Here is a 25,558-nt window from a genome sequence, read left to right as displayed (position 1 = left end):
ACAGCATAGAGCAGGCCATGCTATTTGCCACAACCTCTCCGGAAGAAAAGCGTCGAGCGCTGCGCAAAGCGTTGCAGCACGGCAGGCTACTGCGTTTTCCAGGCGCCTTTTCGCCGCTGGTGGCAATGCTCATCGAGCGTTTGGGTTTTGACGGCGTGTACATCTCGGGGGCAGTACTTTCGGCCGACCTGGGTCTGCCCGATGTTGGGCTCACCACACTGAGCGAAGTAGCCTGGCGCAGCCGCCAAATCGCCCGTGTTACCAATCTGCCGGCCATTGTAGACATCGACACTGGCTTTGGTGAGGTGCTGAACGTAGCCCGCACCATTCAAGAGCTCGAAGAACTAGGCCTAGCCGGCTGCCACCTGGAGGATCAGGTGAATCCCAAACGCTGCGGCCATCTGGACCACAAGATGCTTGTGCCTGTCGCAGCTATGGAACGCAAAGTGCAGGCGGCGGTGCAGGCCCGCAGGGATCCAAACTTTTTGATCATTGCCCGTACCGATGCTCGGGGAGTCGAAGGCCTCGAAGCGGCTATTGCTCGGGCACGCGCTTACGTAGCCGCGGGTGCTGATATGATTTTCCCCGAGGCATTGCAATCCGAAGCCGAGTTTGCTGCCTTCCGGGCGGCTTTACCCGGTGTGCCACTGCTAGCCAACATGACAGAGTTTGGCAAGTCACCCTTGCTTTCGGCCGAGCGCCTTGAGGCCTTAGGCTATAACCTGGTGATTTACCCCGTTACGGGCCTACGCCTGGCCATGAAGGCTGTCGAAGAAGGCTTCCGGCAGCTCCTTCAGACCGGATCCCAAGAAGCCCTGCTCGACCGCATGCAGACCCGTAAAGCGCTCTATGAACTACTTCAATACGAACGCTATACGATTTTTGACCAAGATCTGTATAACTTCCGTATCGAAACCGAATCTGAAAACGGCTAAGCCATGGCTGAAACCCCCGAAGTTAGAAAAGGACTGGAAGGCGTCATAGCCGATGAGTCGGCCATTTCGAACGTTATTCCCGAAAAGCGTGCGCTTTACTATCGAGGCTACCCAGTCCATGCGTTGGCCGAGCAGTGTCGCTTTGAAGAAGTGGCCTACCTCCTACTCTACGGCGAGCTGCCTACCCAAGCGCAGCTTGAAGCTTTCGCGCAGGAAGAGCGACGCCAGCGCAATCTCGATGCCTCGGTAAGGCATCTGCTTGCGTTAATTCGGTCCGATGCAGCCCCAATGGACGTGTTGCGCACGGCTGTTAGCCTAATTGGAGCGAATGATCCCGATGCTTCTAGTACCGACCTGGAAGCTATTCGGCGCAAAAGCATCGGGCTCCTGGCCAAGCTGCCCACGATTGTAGCCGCCGATCGACGACGACGGCAAGGACTCAACATTATCCCACCCCGCGAAGACCTGACCTTTGCCGAAAACTTTTTTCACATGTACTTTGGCGAAGTACCCAGTGCCGAAGTCATCAAAGCTTTTGACGTATCGCTCATTCTCTATGCCGAGCACAGCTTCAATGCTTCCACATTTGCAGCCCGGGTGATTGTTTCAACGCTTTCGGACTACTACAGCGCCATCACGGGTGCTATTGGTGCGCTTAAAGGGCCGCTGCACGGGGGTGCAAACGAAGCGGTAATGCGCATGCTGCAGCGGTTTCGCTCGGCTGAAGAGGCCCGGCGATGGGCAGAGGATGCCCTAGCCCGCAAGGAGAAAATCATGGGTTTTGGACACCGCGTCTATCGCTATGGCGACTCCCGTGTGCCTATTATGGAGCGCTACACGCGCCAGTTAGCCGAACGCTTAGGCCATCGAGAGCTTATGGCGATTTACGATGCCCTTCAGGAAGTCGTCGTGCAACAAAAAGGCATTTATCCCAACCTGGACTATCCGACCGGTCCAGCTTACTACATGATGGGTTTTGACATCGAAACCTACACGCCGATTTTCGTGATGAGCCGCGTTGCAGGTTGGTCGGCGCATGTTATTGAACAACTTGCCCATAACCGAATTATTCGGCCGCTCAGCCGTTACGTGGGTCCAGCTGAGCGTTCGGTACTCCCCCTTGAAGCACGGAGATAAGGCTACTTTTAAAGACGGGTAATACGCACCAGTTCGATGCGGTTTGGAGTTGCCTTAAGGATGGTAAAGCGGTATCCGTCGAGCTCGTATTCTTCCTGAGGTGCTGGGATTGTAGCCAGGTGTTCCAATAGGTAACCGGCTACTGTATCGTAGTTGCCTTCGGGAAGCGTAATGCCTGCTTCGCGCAGTTCTTCGATTTCTACGCGCCCGCTCACGACAAATGTTCGTTCGTCTAAGCGGCGCAGCAGATATTCTTCGTCCTCTTCTTCGTCGTACTCGTCTTGGATGTCGCCTAACAGTTCCTCAAGCAGATCTTCACGGGTGACCAGTCCTGCCGTACCGCCGTACTCATCGATAACAATGGCAATCGAGGTGTTGGTCCGCAAAAACTCTTTCAGCAAAAGATGTGCGGGTTTGGATTCAGGCACAAAGCGAATTGGACGGAGCATTTCGGCTAAGGAGCGAGGCTCCAGAAACAGATCATAGGCAAACACGACGCCGACGATCTGGTCGATGTGTTCCCGATAGACAGGAAGCTTTGAGTAGCCGCTTTCGATAAACTGCTGGCGTAGCGTTTCAAGGTCTGTTTTTTCCTCTATGGCCACGATGTCGGTGCGTGGGACCATGCAGTCGCGCACCCGGAGCGACTCAAACGCCAGGGCGTTGGCGAGCAGTCGACTTTCGGTTTCGTCAAGATCGCGTGTTGGAGCGCTTTCTGCCTCGAGTTCCTGCACGCGCCGCTCCCAGTCACGCTGCATCAGGAGGGTTACGGTGTCGGCGCTGACGCTTAGTCGACGTGCCAGACGCTCCGAAAGCCACCGTGCTGGCCCGATAAGCGGAGCGAGCACATAGCGGGCTACATTAAGCAAGCCGGCCATCGGCTGAGCTAGTCGATTCGCTTGCTCACGGGCCACGGCCATAGGAAGCAGGATACCGCCCAAGAAAAAGGCCATACCCCCCAAGAGCACCAGTAGCCCCAGCAAAAGCACCGTGCCCACGACCTGCGTCCAGGTCGTCATGGCTTGCGTCGTTCTAGCGAGCAGGGGTTCGCTGAGGCCTAAGGCAAACAGCACTTGGGCCAAGACCAGCCCCGCAAGCGTTGTGGTTAGTACCCGTGCGGGCCGTTCCAGTAGCGCGCGGGCAATCTGCGCACTGCGGCTACCCTGACGCGCAATCACCTCCAGGCGTAGCCGGTTAGCAGCAGTGAGCGCAGCCTCCGTTGCCGTGAAAAAGGCTGCCAGCAAGAGCGCTCCAATAAGCCACAAAAGCGACATTAGCGTCCTTTAAATGAAGCTTTACGCCGTTCTAAAAAGGCCGATACGCCTTCGCGGAAATCTGCTGTTGCGCAGGCTTGACCAAACAACGCCGCTTCCAGGCGCAATCCCTGTCGCAACGGTAAATCACTCTGCCGTAGGGCTTCCAGGGCTAGTGCAACCGCCACCGGGGCCTTGCTAACAATCGCATGCACTAGCTCACGGGCACTGTCGAGCAGGTGCTCAATGGGCACAACCCGATTCACCAGGCCGATTTCAAAAGCGCGGCGCGCGCTGATGCGCTCGGCTGTTAGGATGAGCTCCGTAGCCAACCCGCGTCCAATGAGCCGCGGCAGTCGTTGCGTTCCCCCAAAACCAGGGATCAATCCTAGGCTCACTTCCGGCAGCCCAAACACTGCATGGTCGGCAGCTACGCGCAGATGGCACGCCATCGCCAGTTCAAAGCCTCCCCCCAGGGCATATCCATTTACCGCGGCAACGACCGGTTTAGGCATTTCTTCTACCCGATTGAAGACCGCCTGACCGTAAAGGGCAAAGCGATGGCCGCTATAAGCATCCAGCTCCGTAAACTGCTGCACGTCAGCGCCTGCGCAGAAGCTTTTGTCGCCCGCACCCGTCAGGATAATTCCCTTCACGTCTTCGTCCTGGCGAGCCTGCCAGAAATACCGGTCCAGTTCGGCCAGCACTTGCCGGTTTAGTGCGTTATGTTTTTCTGGCCGGTGGATCGTGATGAGCGCAATGCCTTCGCTATCCACCTCGTAGCGAACGGTCTGTGCTGAGCTTGCTTCTGGTTCACGACTCATAAACCTGTGGGGGAAGTTGCTAGGGGTTTAACGGACAAGCACACTGCCGACCGTCTGCAGCAATCCCTGCCATAAACGGTCACCTCATTGATCCCGGGCAACAGGGCGTGTAGTGAAGCCCCCGAAAATCGTGCATCTGCAGCACGTTTTAGGCGGCAGCTTCCTCAGAAACCATACAGCTCAAGACCGGAGCCGCTGCCGACGCAAGGGTTCGGGCGGGGGCTGCTCGGGTGCCTCGGGGGTTTCAGATGTCAAGCGTGAGGATTCTAGGGCTAAGGCATCCAGCTCACCGGCCAAGGCCATAGGGGCTGTAAAAATGTCTTCGATTTGGGCCACCGTTGATTCGGTTTCTTCCACTTCGCTAAGTAGGGTGTCAAGCTGGAAGGTGATTTCTTCGGGGTTGCGCAACGTTAGGGACTGCTCATGGATGTACTGGATGACGTCGTCGATGGTGTCGAGCTGCGCCTCGATGATTTCCAGGTTTTCGCGGGCTTTCTTGATGCGCTCCAATCGCTGCTCCAGAATGCGCTTGCGCCGTTCTTTGATGGCCCGCACGCGCGGCGCATCGTCGGCCATGTCTTGTTGGAGCAGTTGAAGCGCCTCAGCAAGTCGGTCCTCGCTGGTGTTGCTCAAGTATTGCTCGTAGCGCTCTTTTTGATACAGCAGATTTAGGTAGGAGCGCAGCAAGTTGTCGATCTTATGCAAGTGGCTTTCGAGCAGTCCTTGCGAGGCATAGCTGAGTTTATGGTAGTTGGTTCGGATTTGCTGTTCCAGGTTTCGCAGGCGGATGTAGCGGCGCTGGCTAGTTCGGCTAAGAAGCTGAAACAGTTCTTTTTGGGAAGGTGGCCGGGCATGTTCTGTTGCGCGGCGTGCGCGAACAGCTCGGCGAAACCGCTCTTGGCGAGGCATGATGCCTAGGTAGAGCAGCTCTAGCGCGGCCGTAAACAACAATACCGTCTCAAACAGCCACGAAGGGCTGCCAGCAAAACTAACACCCAACGCCATGCCCAACGCAGCAATGAGGAACGTGAGGTTCCAAGGGTGCAGAAAGGCTTCGCGCGTGTAGTTAATTGGTCGCTCGTTCATGCCAGCTGTATCTGTTAGGCTCCGGCTGGGCGAAACCGTCCCAACGTTTTTTCAGGAACGGGCGCTTGGGCCGCGGTCTCCGTCTCAGGGTCGCACGGCCGCGGCTCGCGTACGTCCTGTACCCGAAGAGGGGGTTGGGTCGTATCGGACAGCACCGTGGGCGATGGCGTACGATGCTCGAGCGCTAGCTCCAGACGGGCTTCTTGATACGCCGTCTCCAGCTTTAGTCGCTCAAGTGCTTCAGCATGGGCCTCCAGTGCCGCCTGCGTTTGGGTGGTCAAGCGTTCAAGCGCCTGATCTAGCGCACTGCGCCGCTTAAGTAACCGAACGGCTTCCTTTAAGCGACGCAGCGCGCGCAAGTGTTCTTTTTCGGCCTCCTTAAGCCGCTGGTAGGATTCCGCATCCATAGCCTTCAGCGTGTTCGCTGCCGACCTATTGTTTTGGTTTCCTCGCCTTCGCGAGCAGGTTCTACTGTTTTCTCCGGTGCAGGGGCTTCCAGTGCCGGCCGGGGTTCTGGCTCAAGTAGCCCCATTTCAAGCTTAAACTGCCGTACTAGCTCTGCCGCTCGTAGGGCCTCCGCATCCTTTTCGATCTTCAGGGCTTCCAGGTCCACGCTATCGAGTGCCAGTTCTAGCCGCGCTTCGCTTCGGGCCGTTTCTTCGCGCAGCCGTTGAATCATCTCTTCATGCGTCTGGTCTAGCCCGCCAACTTCAAACTGCTCCAGCGCATCGGCCACTTTGGCCTGCCATTTGGCCCGTTCGTGCGCCCGCAGTGCCTCTTTGGCTTCCTGAATTTTGCGTTCTTTTTCGCGTAAAAAGGCCTGCTTCACCTGGAGGGCTTTTTCATAAGCCGCTTCGGCATACTGAAGCTGCTCTTTGGTGCGTGCCAGCGTTTCTCGGGTTCGTTCGAGCTGAACGGCGTACTGCTGGGCAATGTCGTCGCGGCCGGCTTGAATAGCTGCCTTGATACGGGCCACCAGCTGCCCGACTTCTTGTTCATTGCGCCGTACTTCTTTTTGTAAAAGCAGCACGTTTGCTTTCACCGTGGCAATGTTTTCATTCATCTTCGGGACCTGATCGTTCAGCTCCCGAATGTTTTGCTCTAAAATCAGGCGTGGATCTTCTAAAGCAGCAATAGCGCCACCAAAGAGCGAACGCACCCAGCGTTTGAATCGAACCCAAAGCGACATGGCACACGCAGGCTAGAGTGATTTTTTTATCTTTTTGTTTTACTCGACTTCGGCTATCGGGTGCCCGGTTTTATTCGGGGCGTACAGCCAGCAGGTTGCCTTCGGTATCAATAACGTGAACGGGACCGAAGCCAAGCTGACGGATTTCGCCTTCAATACGGCTACGGTCGCCTACCACCACCCACACCAGCCGGTCAGGGTGCAGCACAGTACTGGCGGCACTGGATACGTCAGCCAGGCTAAGGGAACGCACGGCTTCTGGATAGCTGCGCCAGTAGTCCAGCGGCAATCCAAACTGAACCACGTAGCTCAGGTCATTCAAAATCGCATTGGCCGTTTCCCAGCGACCAGGCAAGCGCAGCGTTAAGTTACGCTGCACCTTGTCGAGCTCTTCCAGAGAAATAGGCTTTTGGCCGTTTACGATGCCTTCAAGCTCTTTTTTGATTTCCATCATGGCCGGAGCCGTCTTATCGGTTTGCACAGGTGCATAGACGATAAACGGCCTGGGGCCACGGGCGCTCATCAGCATGCTGCGGGACCCATAGGACCAGCCTTTATCCTCCCGCAGGTTCATGTTAATCCGTGAGGTAAAGGTGCCGCCTAAAATCGTGTTCATTACCTCGATGGCCAGCTTGTGCGGGTTGGCTTCGGGAGGGGCTACGTGCCCAGCAAAGATAATGGACTGCTCGGATCCAGGACGATCAATAAGGTAGACCACCGAGGCCTCTTTGTGTGTTACCTCACGAATGTTTTTGCTAGGAATGTCTCCAGATTTCCAACCCGCAAACAGGCGTTCCAGCCTGGGCAAGAGCTCTTCCATCGAGATAGCACCCACAACCACCAGCGTGGCATGGTTGGGTTTAAACCAGGTCTGGTGGAAACGCACCAAATCCTCACGGGTGATTTGGGCAACAGAGGCCTCCGTACCCGAGCCGGTCAACGGCAGCCCATAAGCATGCCCTTCGCCATAGAGCAAACGCGGGAAGACGCGTAAGGCCATCTGCATAGGCGTAACTTTTTCCCGCTGGATGGCGATGAGTTGTTGTTGCTTCAGCCGCTGAAAGTCGGCTTCGGGGAAGGCAGGGTTCAACACCACATCGGCAAACAGTTCCAGGGACGGATCTAGCCGATCGCGTAATGCAGAGAAAGAGACGTACGAAACGTCCAGATCCGAGCCGGTACTTAGACGGGCACCCAGTCGGTCTAGTGCATCACTGATCTCTAGCGCCGAACGCGTCGTGGTTCCTTCATCGAGCATGTTCATGGCCAGCATGGCCGTACCGGGGTGTGCAAACTGGTCGGCGGCATAGCCCGCATCCAGCAAAAGCCGAAAGTTGACCACCGGGATGGCGTGGCGCTCGACAAGAAGTACCCTCAAACCGTTCGACAGTGTAGCCTGCTGCACTTCAGGAAAAACGGCTACTGGAGGCGTGCCTACGTCTGGCAGCCGCGAACGATCAACATCCTGGCCCGTAGCCCGAAGCTGGGGATAAGGATGCACTTCCAGCACAAAGACGCCATCGCTCAGCCAGGCCTGCGCAGCGGCAAGCACCTGAGCCGTTGTGGCCTGCTGCATGCGCTGCAAGGTCACTTTGTACAGCCCAGGGTCGCCACCATAGACCTCATATTGAGCCAGGATGTCGCTTTTGCCACCAAAGCCCCCAATGCGTTCTACGCCACGCACAAAGCTAGCAATGTAGTCTGTTTTCACCCGATCCAATTCCTCAGGTGTGGGACCTTCCTGAAGAAAGCGCGCCAGCTCTTCATCGACAGCTTGCTCTACCTGAGGGAGGGGCACGTTCGGCTTTGCAGTGGCAACAATGATGAACTGGCTGCCAATTTCGCCAGTAGACACAAACGCATTTACATCTGTGGCTATTTGGTCGGTGTAGACCAGACGGCGGTAAAGGCGCGACGTTTTGCTACCCGCAAGCACATTTGCAGCTAGCTCGAGGTAATCCCGTTCCGGGTTGCCCCACTCGGGCACATTCCAAACCTTGTAGAGGCGAGCTTGTGGGACGCGATCTTCCATGGTTAGGCGCTGCTCGCCTGTACGCTTAGCCACCCAAGCTTTGGGTTTCGCCAGCGGTGGCCCCGGTGGAATGGCGCCAAAATATTGCTTTACCTTCTCCAGAGCCGTCTGGGCATCAATAGCACCAGCAATAACAATAGTAGCGTTGTTGGGACCATAGTAGGTCTTGAACCATTCATGCACATCTTCGAGCGTGGCCGCGTCTAGGTCTTCCATGTAACCGATCACTGGCCAGGAGTAAGGATGCCCTTCGGGATAGGTATGCTGTGCAATCAGACTCCAGACCTTGCCATAGGGCTGGTTTTCTCCCTGGCGTTTTTCGTTTTGCACCACGCCCCGTTGTTCGTCGAGCTTGGCTTGGTCGATAGCCCCAAGCAAGTGCCCCATGCGATCCGACTCAAGCCACAGTACCAGGTCAAGGGCATTGACCGGTACATTCTGAAAGTAGTTTGTCCGGTCACGGTTTGTCGTGCCGTTCAGATCAGTAGCGCCTACGCGCTCTAGAGCTTGAAACCAATCATCATTGAAGTGCTCGGACCCATTGAACATCAGGTGTTCGAACAGGTGGGCAAAACCTGTACGGCCAGGCTTTTCGTTCTTTGAGCCCACATGATACCAGATGTTAACAGCTACAATGGGGGCCTTATGGTCTTCACTGACAATGAGCGTTAACCCATTATCGAGCACAAACTTCTGGTAAGGGATTTCAACGGGCAGTGCAGGGTTATCTGACGTCGCCTGCCCAAAAGCGAGCAATGGGCTGCAAAACAGCAGCCCCAGCACAATGACAAGGGATTTTCGCTGACGCATAGCTTCTTACAGGCTAAGTGGGTGTTGCAGCATACGTGGCAATAGGCCGCTAAGTTGTAGCCCTACTACAACTCAAAGTTAATAATTGACCCACCAATTGCAAGCGCTTCCGATTAGAGAAGCCGATCAAGTTCATCTAGTAGTCGCTGTTGCACCTCGGGCAAAAGCCGATCGGCATCCACCGTGAAAGTCCGCCGTGCTGGTATTCCTCGTCGGAGCCAATGCACTATCCAGGCCAGCAGGCTGGTGGTGATCACCGAAAGCAGTAAGGCGCGTGCAAAGCGGCGCATCTGGAGCATACCTTTAGCACAAGGCAAGGCTGCTTTAAGCAACGCAAAGCCAGGCGTTCGGATTCGCGGAACGCGCAGGAAAGCTTGTGCATTGTACCACCGCGATTTTGGGGGACCCCATGCGCTACATCCACACCATTCTTACCGAAGCCGAAGCGCGGCAGCGGGCTGCGGCGCATGCAGCTCGCTTGCGGCCCCTGCTCGAGCCTTATCTGCAAGCGCGGCGGCGCGGCGCCAAGCATCCGGTGGTCGACTTCCTTTTTGAGTACTACACATTTCGACCCAGTCGGCTTTTGCGCTGGCGGCCAGGGCTTGGCATAGCCGTACAAGGTCGCGAAGCCCGCAAATGGCTAGCAGATCCGGACTTTGTAGAAACTACCAAAGGGGTAACAGTAGATCCCAGCCGCTTTCCAGCCCATCGCGTGCCTTCCCTACAATGGGTGGTGGCATTGCTGGAACAAACCGCCGCGCGCCCTCCACACTTGGGCTGCTATGGCCTGCATGAGTGGGCAATGCTTTACCGAGCCGACCGCCCACGCCATGCACACGTTCCACTCCGCATGACTCCAGACGCACTGGACGCTTTTGTGGAATCAAGGCCTATAGCTTGTACCCACTTCGAGGCTTTTCGTTTTTTCACCGAGGCCGCCCGCCCGCGCAATCGATTTCAGCCTACCCGAGACACCATGCTTGCACTGGAACAACCGGGCTGCTTGCATGCGAATATGGATCTTTACCGCTGGGCCTACAAATTCTACCCCTGGGTAGGTAGCGACCTGATCGCCGATGCCTTCCTTCTGGCCTACCGCATCCGGGTGCTGGATATGCAGGCCAGCCCTTACGACTTGCGCGCCTACGGCCTAGAGCCAATCCCCATCGAAACTCCCCAAGGGCGGCATCAGTACCGCGAGCGCCAAGCCCAGTTTGCACGCGAAGCACAGCCTATTCGCTACCGTTTGCTCCAAACGCTACGTACGCTTCTTGAACTTACCGTTACAAACAGCCCCTTGCCGAAACTACAGGTTGCGTAAATACGCTACCTGTTGCAAACTTCAAGACCATCTTCCCTAGGTTCACTTAACCTTTCGTTGTACGTATGGCTATGGAATATCGACATCTAGGACGCTCTGGGCTAAAAGTGTCGGCTTTGTCCTACGGTGCTTGGGTAACCTTTGGCGACCAAATCGATGAGGGACTGGCCGAAGCCTGCATGCACGCTGCCTACGAAGCCGGGGTGAATTTTTTTGACAATGCTGAAGCCTACGCCGGAGGCAAAGCCGAGATCATGATGGGGAACATCCTCAAGCGCTCTGGCTGGAAACGTTCGGACTTGGTCATTTCCACGAAGATCTTCTGGGGCGGCAAGGGACCTAATGATGTGGGTCTTTCGCGCAAACATATCATTGAAGGCACCAAGGCAGCCCTTGAACGGCTACAGCTCGACTACGTCGACTTAATCTTCTGCCACCGTCCCGATCCCGAGACGCCAATCGAAGAGACCGTATGGGCAATGAACTACGTACTGGATCAGGGCTGGGCCCTTTACTGGGGCACCAGTGAGTGGAGTGCCGAACAGCTTCGGTATGCCTACGAGTTTGCGCGCCGTGAACACCTCATTCCGCCCACGATGGAACAGCCCCAATACAACATGTTTCACCGGGCGCGCGTTGAGCGCGAATATGTGCCCTTGTACCGAGACTATGGCCTAGGGCTAACAACCTGGAGTCCACTGGCCAGTGGTATACTGACAGGCAAGTACAACGACGGCATTCCAGCTGGTAGCCGTATGGCGCTTCCGGGCTACGAGTGGTTGCGCAAACGGCTGGAAAGCGAGGAGGGGAAGCAACAACGCGAAAAAGTGCGGCAGCTTATGCCCATTGCTGAAGCCCTGGGGTGTACCATGGCGCAGCTAGCCATTGCTTGGTGCCTAAAGAACCCCAACGTAAGCACCGTCATCACTGGGGCTTCGCGACCCGAGCAAGTGCAGCAAAATATGCAAGCCTTGGAAGTAGCTGCCCGCCTGACCCCAGACGTTCTGGAGCGCATTGAAACCATCCTCGCCAATAAACCCGAACCTGAAATCAACTGGCGTGAGCGGTAAAATAGGGTGCAGCAAGCCGGACCGTGTCTTTTCGAAAAGACGGTCCGGTTTTGTTTTATGCTAAGTCCTAAAAACGCATGGATCGCCGAGATTTTCTAAAATGCACAGGGTTGGCGCTGGCAGCTGGGCCATTCTGGTTTCGGCAGACGTTCGGCGAAGCCGCTGTTGCACGTTCGCCTTTTGTGAGCGCCCGAATACCTCAACGAGGCATGTACAGTCTGCGTCCAGCCACACGCTGGGAAGAAGCGCTCGTGGCTGGCAACGGCACGCTGGGCATCCTGGTCTACGGCGATCCTTTCCGAGAACGCATCATCTTCAACCATGAACTGCTCTACGAGCCGCTCCGCGATGAGCGCGTACCGCCACCCCACTTAGCCCCCTATCTGCCGCACATCCGTGCACTTTTGCTGGAAGGACGCTATCGCGAGGCCGTGCATTACTCCCTAGAAATGGCGCAGCGCGAAGGCTGGCCAGGGATGCTCTGGACGGACCCCTACCATCCTGCCTTTGCGCTTGTGATGGAAATGCCGCCAGCAACACCACTGGACTACCTGCGACGCACGGCTTTCGACACCGGAGAGATCGGCGTTTTTTGGCAAACCGAGACCGGCGTCTACACCCGCCGGGCGTTCGTCTCACGCACCGATGGTGTGGTGGTCCTTGAGCTGGCGGCCGAAACCGGGGTGCTTCCGCTGGTCTCCATGCACTTGGAAGTGCAGGACCTGCGACCCCCAGAGCAACGCGAGGGCTACCATCCCCCCGAAATCACTGCTGAACCCGGCTGGCTGTACTACCGGTGTGCCTACGTGCACACGCACCGCGGCTACGAAGGGCTGGTGCGCGTTGTGCCTACAGGTGGCACGCAAACCCTCCAAAACGGCCGCCTGCTCATCCAAGGAGCACAACGGGTGCTCTTGCTGGCTCGCGTGTGGCCGCTCGATAACGCGGCTACCCCACGACGAGAAGCCGAACGCGCCGCGTTGGCGACCCTACCTGCAGACTACGAAACCCTGCTTGCCCCACATGCCGCAGCCCACGGCAGCCTGTTTCACCGCATGGCCTTAGACCTTGAAGGGGGCGAAGATCGCCAACAAAGCAGCGAAACACTCTTAGCCAAACAGCAGGCCCAAGACCACATCCTTCCCGCGCTGCTGGAAAAGCTCTTCGACATGGGCCGCTATGTGCTGATAAGCTCCTGCGGCCACTGGCCTCCCAACCTGGTTGCGCTCTGGACAGGCGAATGGCGACCGCCGTGGTCAGGCGACTTCACGCTCGACGCCAACTTAAACCTGCAGATGGCCGCTGCCAATATCGGTGCACTACCCGAAGCCGTCGCTAGTTTTACCCGACTCATTGAAGGGCTGCTGGACGACTGGCGCGACAATGCCCGCCAACTTTACGGCTGCGGTGGCGTGCTTTCGGGGTCTCGGACCGATGGTCGCTGCGGCTGGCACACCCACTTCAATGCAGACTATCCGCTGCATTTCTGGACAGCAGGCGCCGGCTGGCTCGCCCATCCGATGCACGAATACGTGGACGTTTACGGCGACGAAACCTACGTGCACCAGCACTTACTGCCCTACCTCAAAGAAATCGCTCACTTCTATAAAGATTTTCTAACCGTCACCGACACCGCAGGCCACGTGGTCTTTGTCCCCTCTTACTCCCCAGAAAACCACCCAGGAAACCTCGATACACCGGGCAGCATCAACGCGACCATGGACATTGCCGTTTGTCGCGAGGTGCTTTCAACACTCATCGCCTTGTGCGAAACCCGAGGCCTGGAAACCGAAAACCTACCCTCTTGGAAGGCCCTGCTCCGCCAACTGCCTCCCTACCTGATTAATGAAGACGGAGCACTCAAGGAATGGGCTCATGAGGGCCTAACCGACCACTACAATCACCGGCATCTATCCCACCTCTATCCGGTCTGGCCCGGACATGAAATCACCCCTGAAGCAACGCCCGAGCTGTTTGCAGCTGCCCGCAACGCAGCTTACCTACGGGGCCACGAAAACGACTCAGCCCATGGCCTGGTGCACTTGGCCCTCATCGGCGCTCGCCTTAAAGACCCAGAGCTAGCCTACCGCAGCTTGCGCGACCTGCTACGCAACGGATACCTCCTGCCGAGCTTGTTTTCGCTCCACTACCCAGGCAACGTCTACAACGCCGACCTAATCAACAGCCTCCCAGCCATTGTGATTGAGATGCTGATCTACAGCCGGCCAGGACTGCTGGAGCTCTTGCCGGCCATAGACGAACGGCTACCTCGTGGCACGTTGCGTGGCGCACAAGCACGCACCCAGCTGCAAATAGACCGACTGCACTGGGATCTCCCTGCACGGCGTCTTGAAGTAACCCTAAACGCTAGAAAAGACCAGTCGCTTACGTTACGCGTGCGCCGAGGCCTTGAAGCCCTAACGCTAGCTGATGGGACACCCCTCCCCCTCCAAACCCCAACCGAAGCGCAACTCCAACTGAAAGCCCATCACCCGGTCACCCTAACGCTCTACCTAAAGCGCTAAAAGCTTCAGGACAGCTCTTCTTCTGTACGCTCTTTGGAAGCGTCGCGGTAATAGATCTCCCCCCGGAGCATCTCTTCAATGGCGATTTCTGTGGGCTCCGGTTTCATTTCATACTCAATAGAAATGCGGGCTTGCTCTTCCTGGTGCCGGGGATCCTCAAACTCCGGTCCTAGACCTTCAAAGTAAGAAAGCTTTTCATCGAGCTCCTGCTTGAGCTGCGTGGCAATCTGGCGGGCCCGCTTTGAGAGAATGGCAACGGTCTCGTAAAGGTTACCGGTCTTTGCAGCCAGCGCGTCAATGTCGAGCGTCTTCAGCGCCATAATCCGATCCATTAGGTAGGGTTGGCGTGCGGAAGCACATAAATGCAAGGCTTTACGGAAGGTTCCTTTGCTTAAGATCCCCCAAGCATGCCGGTAATGCCGGCTCGGATCATGGCTACAGCAATCGCTGCCAAAAAGAGGCTAGCCACTTTGGCAATGGCGCGCACCGCCACTGGTCGCAGGGTACGAATCAACCAAGGACCAATAGAAAACACTACAGCTACCAGCAACAAATTCGCTGTAAGCGACACCAGGGTAGGCAAATAGCCATAGGTTTGCTGCGCGACCAAAATTGTCGTGATCGCTGCGGGGCCTACAATGAGCGGAATGCCTAGGGGTACCACGCCCACATCAGCCGCGTCTTGCTCTGCTGAAGGATTGCGACGCCGGTAATCCGCAAAAACCAAGTCTGTAATGCTCAGCACCAGCAAAATTAAGCCACCCCCAACGCGCAGATCGTTCAGCGTAATGCCCAGCGTCTGAAAGATAAACTGGCCAGCAAAAAGAATGAGCACCGCCACAACAAAGGCGGTCACCACAGCCCGCATCAGTAGCCGTCGCCGATCAGCGGCCGAAAGTTTTTCGGTAAGCGCGATAAAAAAGGGCAGAATACCTGGCAGGTTGATCGCGACAAAAAGCGGCAAAAAGGCTTCAATGTAGGCGTTCATTTGCAAACCTGAGTTACGTCTTGGACCCAAAGCGCGGCAGCAGCCTTCGTTCCTTCGCGTGAAGCAAAAAACGTCTGGAACGAAGCGTTGCGCCTGCTGTTGGAGCATGTTTGAACGGGTGCCTGGCAAGTCGGGCCTATGCAGGAAGTTATCACGATTCGCGGAGCTCGGGAGCACAACCTTAAAAATATCGATTTGGACATTCCCCGAGAGCGGCTGGTGGTCATTACTGGTCTTTCTGGGTCAGGCAAATCAAGCCTAGTCTTCGACACGATTTACGCTGAAGGGCAACGGCGCTACCTGGAAAGTCTTTCCGCTTATGCCCGCCAGTTTCTGGGCATGCTCGAGCGACCCGATGTGGACTTCATCGACGGCCTTTCGCCCGTGGTTGCCATTGAGCAGAAAACCGTAGGTCAAAATCCCCGTTCGACAGTAGGTACCGTAACAGAAGTTTACGATTTTTTGCGGCTGCTCTATGCGCGCGTGGCCACCGCCTACTCACACCTCTCGGGTCGCCCTATGCGCCGGCAGACCGAGGACGAGATCATTAACAACCTTTTAGGCTTTCCTGAGGGTACGCGGCTGCTCATCTTGGCCCCAGTCGTGCGCGGCCGCAAAGGCCACTACCGAGAACTGTTTGAGCAAATCGCCCGTCAGGGCTTCGAGCGCGTACGCGTCGATGGCGAGCTGTGCGAGATTTCCTCAGGCATGAAGCTCGACCGCTACAAAACACACGACATTGAGGTGGTGGTTGACCGCATTGTGGTGCGTCCCGACATTCGTGCTCGGGTGCACGAGTCCGTTCAAATTGCCCTTAGCCTGGGCCATGGCGTGCTCATTGCCCACGTGCTCCATGCTGACGGCTCGGGCACCGACCACGTCTTTAGCCGCCACCTTTACTGTCCTGAAGACGGCGTGTCGTACAACGATCCTTCGCCGAATACCTTTTCGTTCAACTCGCCCTACGGTGCCTGCCCCGTGTGTAATGGGCTGGGCACCCGGCTAGAAATCGACCCCGAACTGGTAATCCCGGATCCCTCAAAGTCGATCAATGAAGGGGGCTTAGCCCCGCTGGGAAAGCCACGTGACATCTGGATTTTTAGCCAGCTTCGGGCAGTAGCCGAAGCCTACGGCTTTGATTTCGACACGCCCCTGGGGACGCTCACCGAAAAGCAGCGTCAAGTACTGTTTGAAGGCGCGGGCGACCGCCTTTTTGAGATTACCTATCGCTATAAAGACCGTGAGCTGCGCTACCAACATCGCTTTGGAGGGCTTTTTGAGTACTTGCAGCACGCGCAAGCGCAAGCCGGTTCAGCAGCGCAGCGCCAATGGGCCGAAGCTTTTATGCGGGAGACGACTTGCCGTGCCTGTGGGGGTGCCCGCCTGAAGCCCGAAAGTCTTGCCTTTCGCATTGCGGGCAAGAACATTGCTGAACTGGCGCGTATGGACCTTTACACGCTGCGCCAGTTTTTAGGCCAGCTGCAGTTTGAAGGCCAAAAAGCACTCATTGCCCGACCTATCCTTAAAGAAATCCTCGAGCGTTTGGACTTTTTGATTAGCGTAGGGGTAGGTTATCTGACGCTGGACCGTCCAGCCCGGACGCTTTCAGGCGGCGAAAGCCAACGCATCCGGCTGGCGTCTCAGCTTGGGGCGCAGCTCACAGGCGTGCTCTACGTCCTTGACGAGCCGTCAATTGGACTGCATCCACGCGATCATCATCGGCTCATCGACACCCTCAAACAACTTCGCAATCAAGGCAACTCGATCCTGGTCGTCGAGCATGATCGCGAAATGATCGAGGCCGCCGATTACGTGGTCGACTTGGGTCCAGGTGCAGGTGAGCAGGGAGGCTATGTGGTAGCGGTTGGCCCACCCCATCGGTTGGTGCCCCTTAACGGTCGGCATAGCCTGACAGCTGCCTACCTGAACGGCGAGCGGTTCATCCCAGTACCCCGCGAGCGGCGGTCAGGGAATGGTCGCCAGCTGGTGCTCTATGGAGCCCGGGGCCATAACCTGAAAGGCGATCCACTCGTGTTGCCCCTAGGCACGTTCATTTGCATTACAGGCGTTTCGGGCTCAGGCAAGTCAAGCCTCATTAACCAGACGCTGTACCCGATCTTGGCGCGTCATTTCCACAATGCCCGCCTCATTCCGCTGCCTTATGAGCGCATTGAAGGGCTGGAGCATCTCGACAAGGTGATTGCGATCGATCAAAACCCTATCGGGCGCACTCCACGTTCTAACCCAGCTACCTACACAGGCCTTTTTGGTTATATCCGCGACCTGTTCGCTCAACTTCCGGAAGCACAACTGCGGGGCTACAAAGCGGGCCGTTTTTCCTTTAACGTTAAGGGAGGTCGCTGTGAGACCTGCAAAGGGGCCGGCGTTGTTAAGCTGGAGATGAACTTCTTGCCCGACGTCTATGTGACCTGCGAAAGCTGCAAAGGACATCGCTACAATGCTGAAACGCTTGAGGTACGCTACAAAGGCAAAAACATCGCTGAAGTGCTGGAGCTAACCGTCGACGAAGCCCTAGCGTTCTTCGAACATCTTCCTCACGTTGCTCGAAAGCTACGCACGCTCCAGGCCGTCGGACTAGGCTACATCCGCTTAGGGCAGCCGGCTACGACGCTCTCAGGAGGCGAAGCGCAGCGGATTAAATTGGCACGTGAGCTGTCGCGTCCCGGCACAGGCAACACGCTCTATATTCTAGACGAACCCACCACAGGCCTGCACTTCGAAGACATCCGCCATCTACTGGCTGTGCTCCGAGCCCTCGTGCATAAGGGTAATACAGTGCTGGTCATCGAACACAACCTGGACGTGATTAAGGTAGCCGACCACGTGATCGACCTGGGTCCCGAAGGCGGCGAAGCCGGTGGCCACATCCTGTTTGCAGGCACACCCGAGGCGCTGGCGCAGCAAGACACCCCAACGGGACGTTTCTTACGCAAAGAACTCGCCCGCACAACCGCATTTGCCAATGGGGCCGAGGAAGAGCTCATCGACTTGGACCTGTTGGCAACCGACGAAGAAGAAGCGCTGCTTGACGAAGACGAAGAGGAGGCATAAAACGTCCTTTCTGGCAAATGTTGAAAAGAACCATGCTTTCCTGGCTAGAGCTCAAGCTCCCTCCCGCGGTCGTGTGGGGCCTCTGCGCGCTATTGATGTACCTGACGGCCCAAAGCGTACCTAAGCTGGCCATAGAGCGCGCCCCATTACCGCTGCAGCTTGTGCTGGCTGCCGTCCTAGCTTTGGTGGGGATAGGGATCATGGGCGCGGGCGTCTTTGCACTTTACCAAGCCCGTACGACACCCAATCCGCTTGCGCCGCACACCACCCGTTGGCTGGTTACAACCGGTGTTTACCGCTACAGCCGAAATCCGATTTATCTGGGCATGCTCTGCTGCTTGCTCGCCTGGGCGGTTTGGCTAGCGCATCTACTGGCTTTGGTTTACGTCTGGCTTTTTGCCGTCTATCTGACGCGCTTCCAAATCAAGCCCGAAGAGCGAGCGTTAAGACAAAAGTTTGGAGAGGCGTATGAAACTTACGCCCGCAGCGTCCGTCGCTGGATATAACCCCTGCATCCTGGGGTGCAGCGCCTTCGGCTAGATACATGCGCGGGCTACAGCAACGGCTAAACGCAGTAAAGGTGAACCGGATACCTCGATGGCTAGGCCTTGGCTTAGCCTGGCTGAGCCTCCCGGCCTATGCCCAGCTGGTACCGCTTTGGCCGCTACCGTCCCCCGACACCACAGCGGATAATGCCTTTGGAGCAGCCGTAGCCCTTGGGGACCAGTACGCCGTGGTTGGGGCCGGAGGCGCTCGAAGTTGCGGTCCGGCCTCGGGTGCTGCCTATGTGTACAGGCGCTTGCCGGATGGCTCTTGGACGCTAGAAGCTACGCTACAACCCAACGACTGCGCACCAGGTCGGTTTTTTGGACGTGCCGTAGCCCTTGATGGCGAGCGCGTGCTCGTTGCAGCTGCCGGTGAGCCCTACCGGACCGAACATACCGATGCAGCCTATGTGTTTGTCCGTCAATCCGATGGCAGTTGGCGTCAAACAGCGCGTTTGACGGCCCCACCAGAGGCGCAGACTGGAGCCTTTGGGGCGGCTGTAGCCCTCGAAGGCGAACGGGCCGTTGTAAGTACTTGGGGTGATCCTGGCCGTCGGCTTGCCGGTGCGGCTTACGTGTTTGAACACATCAACAGCAGCAACTGGCAACTTGTCGCCACCTTGACAGCGACGGCACCGCCCGAGGGCCCTTGGCCGGGCGGTGCCGTCGCGCTCTCGGACGGGATCATTGCGCTTGCAGCCCCTTCGTACCGCTACGACCGCTCCAGTGCCGTGCTGATTTTTAGCCGGCAAGTGAACGGCAACTGGCGACACGAAGCGACTTTGGGCGGCATTCGCGACTTTAACCCAGCCCTGGCACTTCAGGGGCAAGACCTGCTGGTCGGAGAACGCCTAGGCGGACGGCACAGTGGTGGCCGCATCCGTCACTACCAACGCCGAGGCGAAGGTCATTGGGTGCTGGTCGAAACGCTCGACCCACCCCAGCCCTATCCAAGCGGAGGGTTCGGCGCCACGTTGGCCTTCGACGGTAAGCGCGTGCTCGTTTCTGGCTTTGACGAACAGCTGGGACTGGACTTCAACGTCGACCGCGTCGTATACGTCTTTGCACGCGCTGCCGAAGGCTGGTGCTTTTGGCGACGTATCGATCCAGGAGAAAAAGCCTTTGGCGCTGCATTAAGCCTGCATGGGGCGTTTGCCTTGATTGGGGTACCCCGCGAAGCCTCCCCAGGGGCAGCCTACTTGGTCCCGCTAGATACGGTTCGGTGCACCCCTTGATCTTGGCGCAGTACGCGCTCAAGCCAAGCCTCGAGGTACACCGTAAAGCCAGGCAAGAGGGGCAGCGCACCGACAGCTTCTTCAAAGGCGGCCCGTGCTAGCCGACTTCCAGCAAAAGTGCCTGCCTCGCCCTCTCGATACGGGTAAAGCACCAGCGCCTGTGCTACATAGCTCCCATCCCGCTGCATAAAGTACGCGGAGAGCGCATCGCGGTAGCGATGCAGGTCATTTAGGGCTTCAGCGGGTGGGCCAGGCACACCGTAACGGCGCACGTAGCCGGGTGAGGTCTCGACCCGATATTTGGCATCTAGCACGTAGTGCACCGTGCACCGGCCAGGACGGTAGCACGACAGCAGTAGGTCGGGCTGCTGGGGCACGAGCAACTTACGTGCGCTCCAACGCGGATTGTAAACCACCCGAATCCGCCCTCCCCCAGGTAAGGGGAAGCTGAGCCCTCGCCTTCGCCACAAGCGCAAGTCTAGCCCGGTTGCCCCTTCTTTCAACAAGCTCTGCCAAGAAATGGGACAACCCGTTTGTCGGCTTAGCTGCCGAAGCAGCGTCAGGTAGCACCAATACTCGTAAAGCTCATGGACCTGCCCGACTTCAAACTGAAGCAGGCCCTCGAGTAACGATAATCCCCGCCGAAGTTGCTGGAAAATCCGATAAGCTTGCCGATACCCTTCTGCGCGGAACAGCCGTTGCGTAGGCGGTGGAGGTGTAGCACGTATGCTCGCTGGGGGTAAATAGGCGCGCAGCTGATCAAGCCGTTCACCTAGGGCATGCAATGCCTGTTGCCGTGCAGGTGCACTTCGAAAAGCCAGGTGTGCCCTCACCTGCTCAAGCAGGTGATGCGTTTGGATCAGCTGCCAGGTCAGCCAGCGGTTTTCAGGCGTGTCGGTCGTCGTTGTGGAATGCGGGACGCTGTGCCAACGGCGCACCCGATAACCCAAGAGCTGCGTTTCAGCTCCTTGGCCCCCTCGGGCGACTAGGCTGCGGTGCAGCATAGGATCAGGGTATCGCACCACCTCTAGCGGCTGCCACGTACGCATGCGCACCATGCTGGTCAGTGGGCGACGCCGGATATGGGCAAAGGCCTGCGCCAAGGCCTCAAGGTGCGCCTGAAGCAAGGCGACCCATCCGGAGGTCCCTAGAACAGTCCGATCCGGCTCGGGCTGGCCACGCTTCCAGAATCCAGACCCATAGCGCAAGGCCAACTCGGAAGCAAACGCCTCTAGGTCGGCCAGCATTGCCTCATAGTCGGCTCGGTAGGTGATGCGCGTTGGGAACACCTCGACTTCAAGGCACAAGTGCGGCCGTTCATTATGCCACACAACAAAGTCCGTGCGGCCTACATGCGTACCAAACTGCAACGTACCATGCCAGAGGCGCCCTGCGTAGAGCACGTCTAAACCGCGCAGCAGTGCCGGATTCACGTGTCGCAGAGCCACAGGATGGCCGTCTCGGCTTTCAAGCAGCAGGCGATAGGGGGTTTGCTCGGCTAGCCCTGGAGCATCAGGTGCAGGATATACCGTCACCGAACTGCAACCCTCAAGCAACCGCGCTTCGACCACCAAGGGCACACCCCACCTCACGCAAGGCCCTTCCCACTTGAGCCGAATGTAAGGTGTTTCGACCGTAAAGTAGTGCATGGATTACTCCCAAAACGACACGTAGCCTTCGCTTTCCAAGCGACGCCACATGTGCGCCAGGCGCGCAGCGGTCATGGGAAAAGCTGCTTCGGGCCAGAGATTCGGGCAGGCAGCCTCTTCCCAAGTACGTATCAACGTACGCAACGTATCGGCATGCAAAGTCGGCGCACCTGTAACGGTCCAACCCAACATAGCCCGCAGTGCTTGTCGCAAAGCAGGTGTGCTGCCTTCGAGGCGCGGCAAAACCTTCATCCACAGGGCCAAATCTAGTGGATCGATCGGGGTGCCAGAACGTGTGCGGAAAGCTTCTTGTACCTCGGTAGCATGCAACACAAAAAGCGCGATTTCGTCCCGCGTTCGGTACGCAACTGGTAGGCCAGCTGGGTGGAGCCAACGATTGAGGGTCTGGAGCACTTCTTGTACCTTACGCAGTTGGGCCTGCTCTGCTTCCGAAAGTTCGGACAGCTCAGCCCAGCGTAAAGCGCGTGGCAGCCAAGCCGATACGGGCCAAGCTGCAGTCTCGGTGTGCGTCTTTAACGGCAAGGCCATCAAGTCAATCTCTGCAAGCTCGAGCGTGAAGGCCCGATCGATAACCTTGCGGCTAAACCCATGCGTGGTTTCATCGACGTTGACCGTCCCCACCAAAGCCAGGTTAGCGCCCCAGACCACGCGTTCCCAGGCCTGATCGGCAGGCGGGAGCGCCAGTTGGAGTAGGGGACTTGTCGTCCATCCCCCCTCTGGAAGTGGATGCCGATCTTCAATGCGACTCAGCACTTCAGCCAGGTATTGCTCAGGCCGTGCCAGGTTGAGTTCGTCGAGCACGCCAACAAAAAACTGTCCAGGTGCCTGCTGCGCCTCACGGGCCAGGCGAAGAAGGGCACCAGGTCGAAAGCGCCCTTGCAGATCAATGTACCCCAGCACCTCGGCACTGTCGGCCCAGTCAGGGCGTACCGGAATCAGCCGTGCAAAGCTTCCTGTTGCCTCGGCTACCAGCAAAGGAAGTTTTGACTTGCCTATGCCTGTTGGGCCTGCCAAAATAAGCAGCGGCTTTGTGCGCAGCGCGGTTACGTAGGCGGCTACTACCCAAGGGGGGTAGATAAACCCTCGGGCCTCGAGCCCCTCAAGCAACGCAGCTAGCGCTGCGGCACGATCAAACGGCTTGGGGCGGTAACGGACGGGCTTTTCGCGGACAGCCGCTGTCGGTCGCTCAGCCCGCAAACGGCGCAACTCGTCTAGCGCCGACAAGGCCTGCTCTAGGTCAGCCGCTCGGGCCCGAATTAAAAACTCCAAGACCTTTTCATCAACGCGCGGCAGCGGATGCAACACTTGCTTAACGACCGATCGGAAGTCGGGATAGCGTTGCACCACGTCGAGCTTGTCCGCAAACGCCTCAAAAGGCAGCCAGGCTTCTTCAGCCAGCGTAATCAGCGGTCGCACCCGCACCCGATGTGGGTAGGCGACCCCGGGCACCAGCGGCGTGTGATCCTCGAAGGGCGTATCCACCACCTCAAAAAGCCCAACCAGTACCTTGGAGCCCGAGAGATACGCAAAAATGCGATCTCCTGGCCGCAACTGCGTCAAGGCACTGCGCCCCACCCGATGCACGGCGAACGTGCCCGTTTGCAGGAAAGCCGGATAATGCGCCGGGGGCACAGCCCAGAGCCAGGCCTGGCTGTCGCGAGCGCGGTATGTAGCAGCAGCTTCAGCCATCGGGCGCAATATACGCATAGAAACCCTAGCTTACAGCCAAAGCGCAACTTCTGCGATGGCTTCCGGTTCTTTAAAAGGCGGGTCCAACTTGGATGCACAAGGCATCATGGAGGAAGTCATCGAAAAGCGGCCTTTTGTGCTTAAAGCCCCCTTTGCGCCTACAGGCGACCAGCCCCAAGCGATAGCTGCATTGACCGAAGGCATTTTGCGTGGCGATAAGTACCAGACGTTGCTTGGAGCTACAGGAACGGGCAAGACCTTTACGCTGGCGCATGTGATCCAAAACGTGCAGCGGCCTACGCTGGTGATGAGTCCTAACAAAACACTGGCTGCCCAGCTCTACGGCGAGTTCAAGCAGTTTTTTCCAGACAATGCCGTAGAATTTTTCATCTCTTACTACGACTACTATCAGCCTGAAGCCTACATCCCAGCTACCGACACCTACATCGAAAAAGACTTAGCCATCAACGAGCGCATCGACCGGCTGCGGCTGCGCGCTACCAGTGCGCTCGTCTCTGGCCGACGCGATGTGATTGTGGTCGCTTCGGTCTCTTGCATCTATGGATTGGGCTCTCCCGATGAATTCCGAGCGCAGATCGTGCCCCTCCATGTGGGTCAACAGATCGAACGCAACGAGCTGCTGCGCCAGCTCATCAACATTTACTACGTGCGTAACGACCTCGAATTCAAGCCGGGCACGTTCCGCGTACGCGGGGATGTGGTGGATATTTTCCCAGCCTATGCCGAAGAAAGTGCCTTTCGGGTTGAATTTTGGGGCGATGAAATCGATCGGATTGCCCGCCTTAACCCGCTTACTGGTGAACTGGGCATGGAGGAAACGGCCATTACGATCTATCCGGCGAAGATCTTTGTCACCCCACGTGACCGGTTGGAGCGGGCGCTTGCCTCGATCGAAGAAGAGCTGCGCTGGCGGGTGGGGGTGCTACGTGCCGAAGGCAAACTACTAGAAGCGCAACGCTTGGAGCAGCGCACGCGCTTTGACATCGAAATGCTGCGCGAGGTAGGCTACTGCGCGGGAATCGAGAACTACAGCCGCCACCTGTCTGGCCGCGCTCCAGGAGAACGTCCCTATTGCCTGTTCGACTACTTTCCGCAAGACTACCTGCTCATTATCGACGAGAGCCATGTTACCATTCCTCAAGTGCGGGCTATGTACAACGGAGATCGCGCCCGCAAGCTCACCTTGGTCGAACACGGCTTTCGACTTCCTTCAGCGCTGGACAATCGGCCCCTGACCTTCGAAGAATTTGAAGCGTTGCATCACCAAGTCATCTTTGTGAGCGCTACCCCGGGCGATTACGAGCTGGAAAAGTGTCTCGGCATTGTCGTCGAGCAGATCATTCGCCCCACGGGCATCCCAGATCCCGAAGTTGTGGTGCGCCCCACGGCCGGACAAATCGATGATTTACTGGAAGAAATCCAACAGGTTATTGCACGTGGCGAACGCGCCTTGGTCACCACGTTGACCAAACGCATGGCCGAGGACCTGGCCGAGTACCTGGACCGCTTTGGAGTGCGCGTACGCTACCTACATGCTGAAATCGACGCTTTAGAACGGGTAGACCTGCTTCGAGGGCTGCGCTTGGGGGACTTCGACGTCCTGGTAGGCGTAAACTTGCTGCGCGAAGGCTTGGACCTGCCCGAAGTTTCGCTAGTAGCCATTCTAGATGCGGACAAAGAAGGCTTTCTGCGCTCAGAACGCTCGCTCATCCAAACGGCAGGACGTGCTGCCCGCAATGCCAACGGCAAAATTCTGCTTTATGCCGACAAGGTTACCGAGGCCATGCAGCGCATGATCGACGAAACCCACCGTCGCCGTGCTCTTCAGCTGGCCTACAACCAAAAACACGGCATTACCCCCCGCACGGTCTATAAATCACGCGAAGAGATCCTCAAAAGCACTATTGTTGCTGAAGAAAAGTACCGACCGCTGGTCGCTGCGTCTCGCCACGAAGAACCCGAGTTGCCACCGCGAGTGGTCGACCCGGTGCTTGAAGAACTTTCACCGGAGGCGAAACGGGAGCTCCTGGAGCAGCTTCGGCGCGAAATGTTCGAAGCCGCCGAAAGGCTAGAGTTCGAGCGCGCAGCCGAATTACGCGACCTGATCCTCAGCCTGGAGCGCCAGCTGGAAGCCCCCCTCTCCTAAAGTTCAGCCG

Annotated in this window: 20 protein-coding genes; 9 read left to right on the top strand and 11 right to left on the bottom strand. The window is 57.4% G+C overall.

What is annotated here, in order from left to right:
• Positions 1-17 precede the first annotated feature (17 nt).
• Positions 18-935, top strand: coding sequence for a methylisocitrate lyase (gene prpB, locus J8E65_RS02500; protein ID WP_210373795.1), 918 nt, complete (start codon positions 18-20; stop codon positions 933-935).
• Between the two features lie 3 nt (positions 936-938).
• Positions 939-2,072, top strand: coding sequence for a bifunctional 2-methylcitrate synthase/citrate synthase (locus tag J8E65_RS02495; protein WP_210373794.1), 1,134 nt, complete (start codon positions 939-941; stop codon positions 2,070-2,072).
• Positions 2,073-2,080: 8 nt separating this feature from the next.
• Here J8E65_RS02495 and J8E65_RS02490 read toward each other — a convergent pair whose 3' ends face one another.
• The 7 genes from J8E65_RS02490 to J8E65_RS02460 all read right to left on the bottom strand — a co-directional run bounded on the left by J8E65_RS02490 (position 2,081) and on the right by J8E65_RS02460 (position 9,565).
• Positions 2,081-3,346 (bottom strand): hemolysin family protein, encoded by a 1,266-nt coding sequence (locus J8E65_RS02490; RefSeq protein ID WP_210373793.1) that lies wholly within the window; start codon positions 3,344-3,346, stop codon positions 2,081-2,083.
• A complete protein-coding gene (locus J8E65_RS02485; protein WP_210373792.1) occupies positions 3,346-4,149 on the bottom strand; it encodes an enoyl-CoA hydratase/isomerase family protein in 804 nt (267 codons plus the stop codon). The genes J8E65_RS02490 and J8E65_RS02485 overlap by 1 nt, the downstream gene beginning before the upstream one ends.
• A gap of 180 nt (positions 4,150-4,329) precedes the next feature.
• On the bottom strand, positions 4,330-5,235 hold the full coding sequence (locus tag J8E65_RS02480) for a hypothetical protein (RefSeq protein WP_210373791.1): 906 nt from the start codon (positions 5,233-5,235) through the stop codon (positions 4,330-4,332).
• 14 nt (positions 5,236-5,249) lie between these two features.
• Entirely contained in the window at positions 5,250-5,642 is a 393-nt protein-coding gene (locus tag J8E65_RS12465; RefSeq protein ID WP_237181544.1) for a hypothetical protein, read from the bottom strand.
• A 5-nt stretch (positions 5,643-5,647) separates the two neighbouring features.
• Positions 5,648-6,424, bottom strand: a complete 777-nt coding sequence (locus tag J8E65_RS02470; protein ID WP_210373790.1) for a PspA/IM30 family protein — start codon at positions 6,422-6,424, stop codon at positions 5,648-5,650.
• Between the two features lie 70 nt (positions 6,425-6,494).
• Complete coding sequence (locus tag J8E65_RS02465; RefSeq protein ID WP_210373789.1) at positions 6,495-9,266, bottom strand: M16 family metallopeptidase; 2,772 nt, start codon at positions 9,264-9,266, stop codon at positions 6,495-6,497.
• Positions 9,267-9,379: 113 nt separating this feature from the next.
• Entirely contained in the window at positions 9,380-9,565 is a 186-nt protein-coding gene (locus tag J8E65_RS02460; protein ID WP_210374076.1) for a hypothetical protein, read from the bottom strand.
• A 110-nt stretch (positions 9,566-9,675) separates the two neighbouring features.
• On the opposite strand from J8E65_RS02460, the gene J8E65_RS02455 reads away from it, so the two are divergent.
• The 3 genes from J8E65_RS02455 to J8E65_RS02445 all read left to right on the top strand — a co-directional run bounded on the left by J8E65_RS02455 (position 9,676) and on the right by J8E65_RS02445 (position 14,182).
• Positions 9,676-10,587 (top strand): 3-methyladenine DNA glycosylase, encoded by a 912-nt coding sequence (locus tag J8E65_RS02455; RefSeq protein ID WP_210374052.1) that lies wholly within the window; start codon positions 9,676-9,678, stop codon positions 10,585-10,587.
• Positions 10,588-10,658: 71 nt separating this feature from the next.
• Positions 10,659-11,657 carry a potassium channel beta subunit family protein gene (locus tag J8E65_RS02450; protein WP_210374051.1) on the top strand — a complete coding sequence of 333 codons (999 nt, stop codon included), beginning with the start codon at positions 10,659-10,661 and terminating at the stop codon, positions 11,655-11,657.
• 77 nt (positions 11,658-11,734) lie between these two features.
• Positions 11,735-14,182, top strand: a complete 2,448-nt coding sequence (locus J8E65_RS02445) for a glycosyl hydrolase family 95 catalytic domain-containing protein (protein ID WP_210373788.1) — start codon at positions 11,735-11,737, stop codon at positions 14,180-14,182.
• 5 nt (positions 14,183-14,187) lie between these two features.
• Here J8E65_RS02445 and J8E65_RS02440 read toward each other — a convergent pair whose 3' ends face one another.
• Positions 14,188-14,514: a DNA-directed RNA polymerase subunit omega gene (locus J8E65_RS02440; protein ID WP_237181541.1), complete on the bottom strand. Its 327-nt coding sequence runs from the start codon at positions 14,512-14,514 to the stop codon at positions 14,188-14,190.
• A gap of 59 nt (positions 14,515-14,573) precedes the next feature.
• Positions 14,574-15,170, bottom strand: a complete 597-nt coding sequence (locus J8E65_RS02435) for a MarC family protein (protein WP_210373787.1) — start codon at positions 15,168-15,170, stop codon at positions 14,574-14,576.
• Between the two features lie 138 nt (positions 15,171-15,308).
• Here J8E65_RS02435 and uvrA point away from each other — a divergent pair, with 138 nt between their 5' ends.
• From uvrA to J8E65_RS02420, 3 genes are all read left to right on the top strand, one after another.
• Complete coding sequence (gene uvrA / locus J8E65_RS02430) at positions 15,309-18,242, top strand: excinuclease ABC subunit UvrA (protein ID WP_210373786.1); 2,934 nt, start codon at positions 15,309-15,311, stop codon at positions 18,240-18,242.
• Positions 18,243-18,274: 32 nt separating this feature from the next.
• On the top strand, positions 18,275-18,748 hold the full coding sequence (locus tag J8E65_RS02425; RefSeq protein WP_210373785.1) for a methyltransferase family protein: 474 nt from the start codon (positions 18,275-18,277) through the stop codon (positions 18,746-18,748).
• A 74-nt stretch (positions 18,749-18,822) separates the two neighbouring features.
• Positions 18,823-20,022: an FG-GAP repeat protein gene (locus tag J8E65_RS02420; protein ID WP_341481733.1), complete on the top strand. Its 1,200-nt coding sequence runs from the start codon at positions 18,823-18,825 to the stop codon at positions 20,020-20,022.
• On the opposite strand, the gene J8E65_RS02415 is transcribed toward J8E65_RS02420, so the two are convergent.
• Both J8E65_RS02415 and J8E65_RS02410 read right to left on the bottom strand, forming a co-directional pair.
• On the bottom strand, positions 19,983-21,671 hold the full coding sequence (locus tag J8E65_RS02415) for a DUF2357 domain-containing protein (protein ID WP_210373783.1): 1,689 nt from the start codon (positions 21,669-21,671) through the stop codon (positions 19,983-19,985). The genes J8E65_RS02420 and J8E65_RS02415 overlap by 40 nt on opposite strands.
• A 3-nt stretch (positions 21,672-21,674) precedes the next feature.
• Positions 21,675-23,399 (bottom strand): AAA family ATPase, encoded by a 1,725-nt coding sequence (locus J8E65_RS02410; protein WP_237181538.1) that lies wholly within the window; start codon positions 23,397-23,399, stop codon positions 21,675-21,677.
• Between the two features lie 88 nt (positions 23,400-23,487).
• On the opposite strand from J8E65_RS02410, the gene uvrB reads away from it, so the two are divergent.
• Entirely contained in the window at positions 23,488-25,548 is a 2,061-nt protein-coding gene (gene uvrB / locus J8E65_RS02405) for an excinuclease ABC subunit UvrB (protein ID WP_210373782.1), read from the top strand.
• The last annotated feature ends 10 nt before the right edge of the window (positions 25,549-25,558 follow it).

Origin of the sequence: Rhodothermus bifroesti, from assembly GCF_017908595.1 — a bacterium.
In the GTDB taxonomy this organism is placed as follows: Bacteria; Bacteroidota; Rhodothermia; order Rhodothermales; family Rhodothermaceae; genus Rhodothermus; species Rhodothermus bifroesti.
Note: the sequence above shows the minus strand (reverse complement) of the source record. Positions and strands in the feature narration are given on the sequence as shown.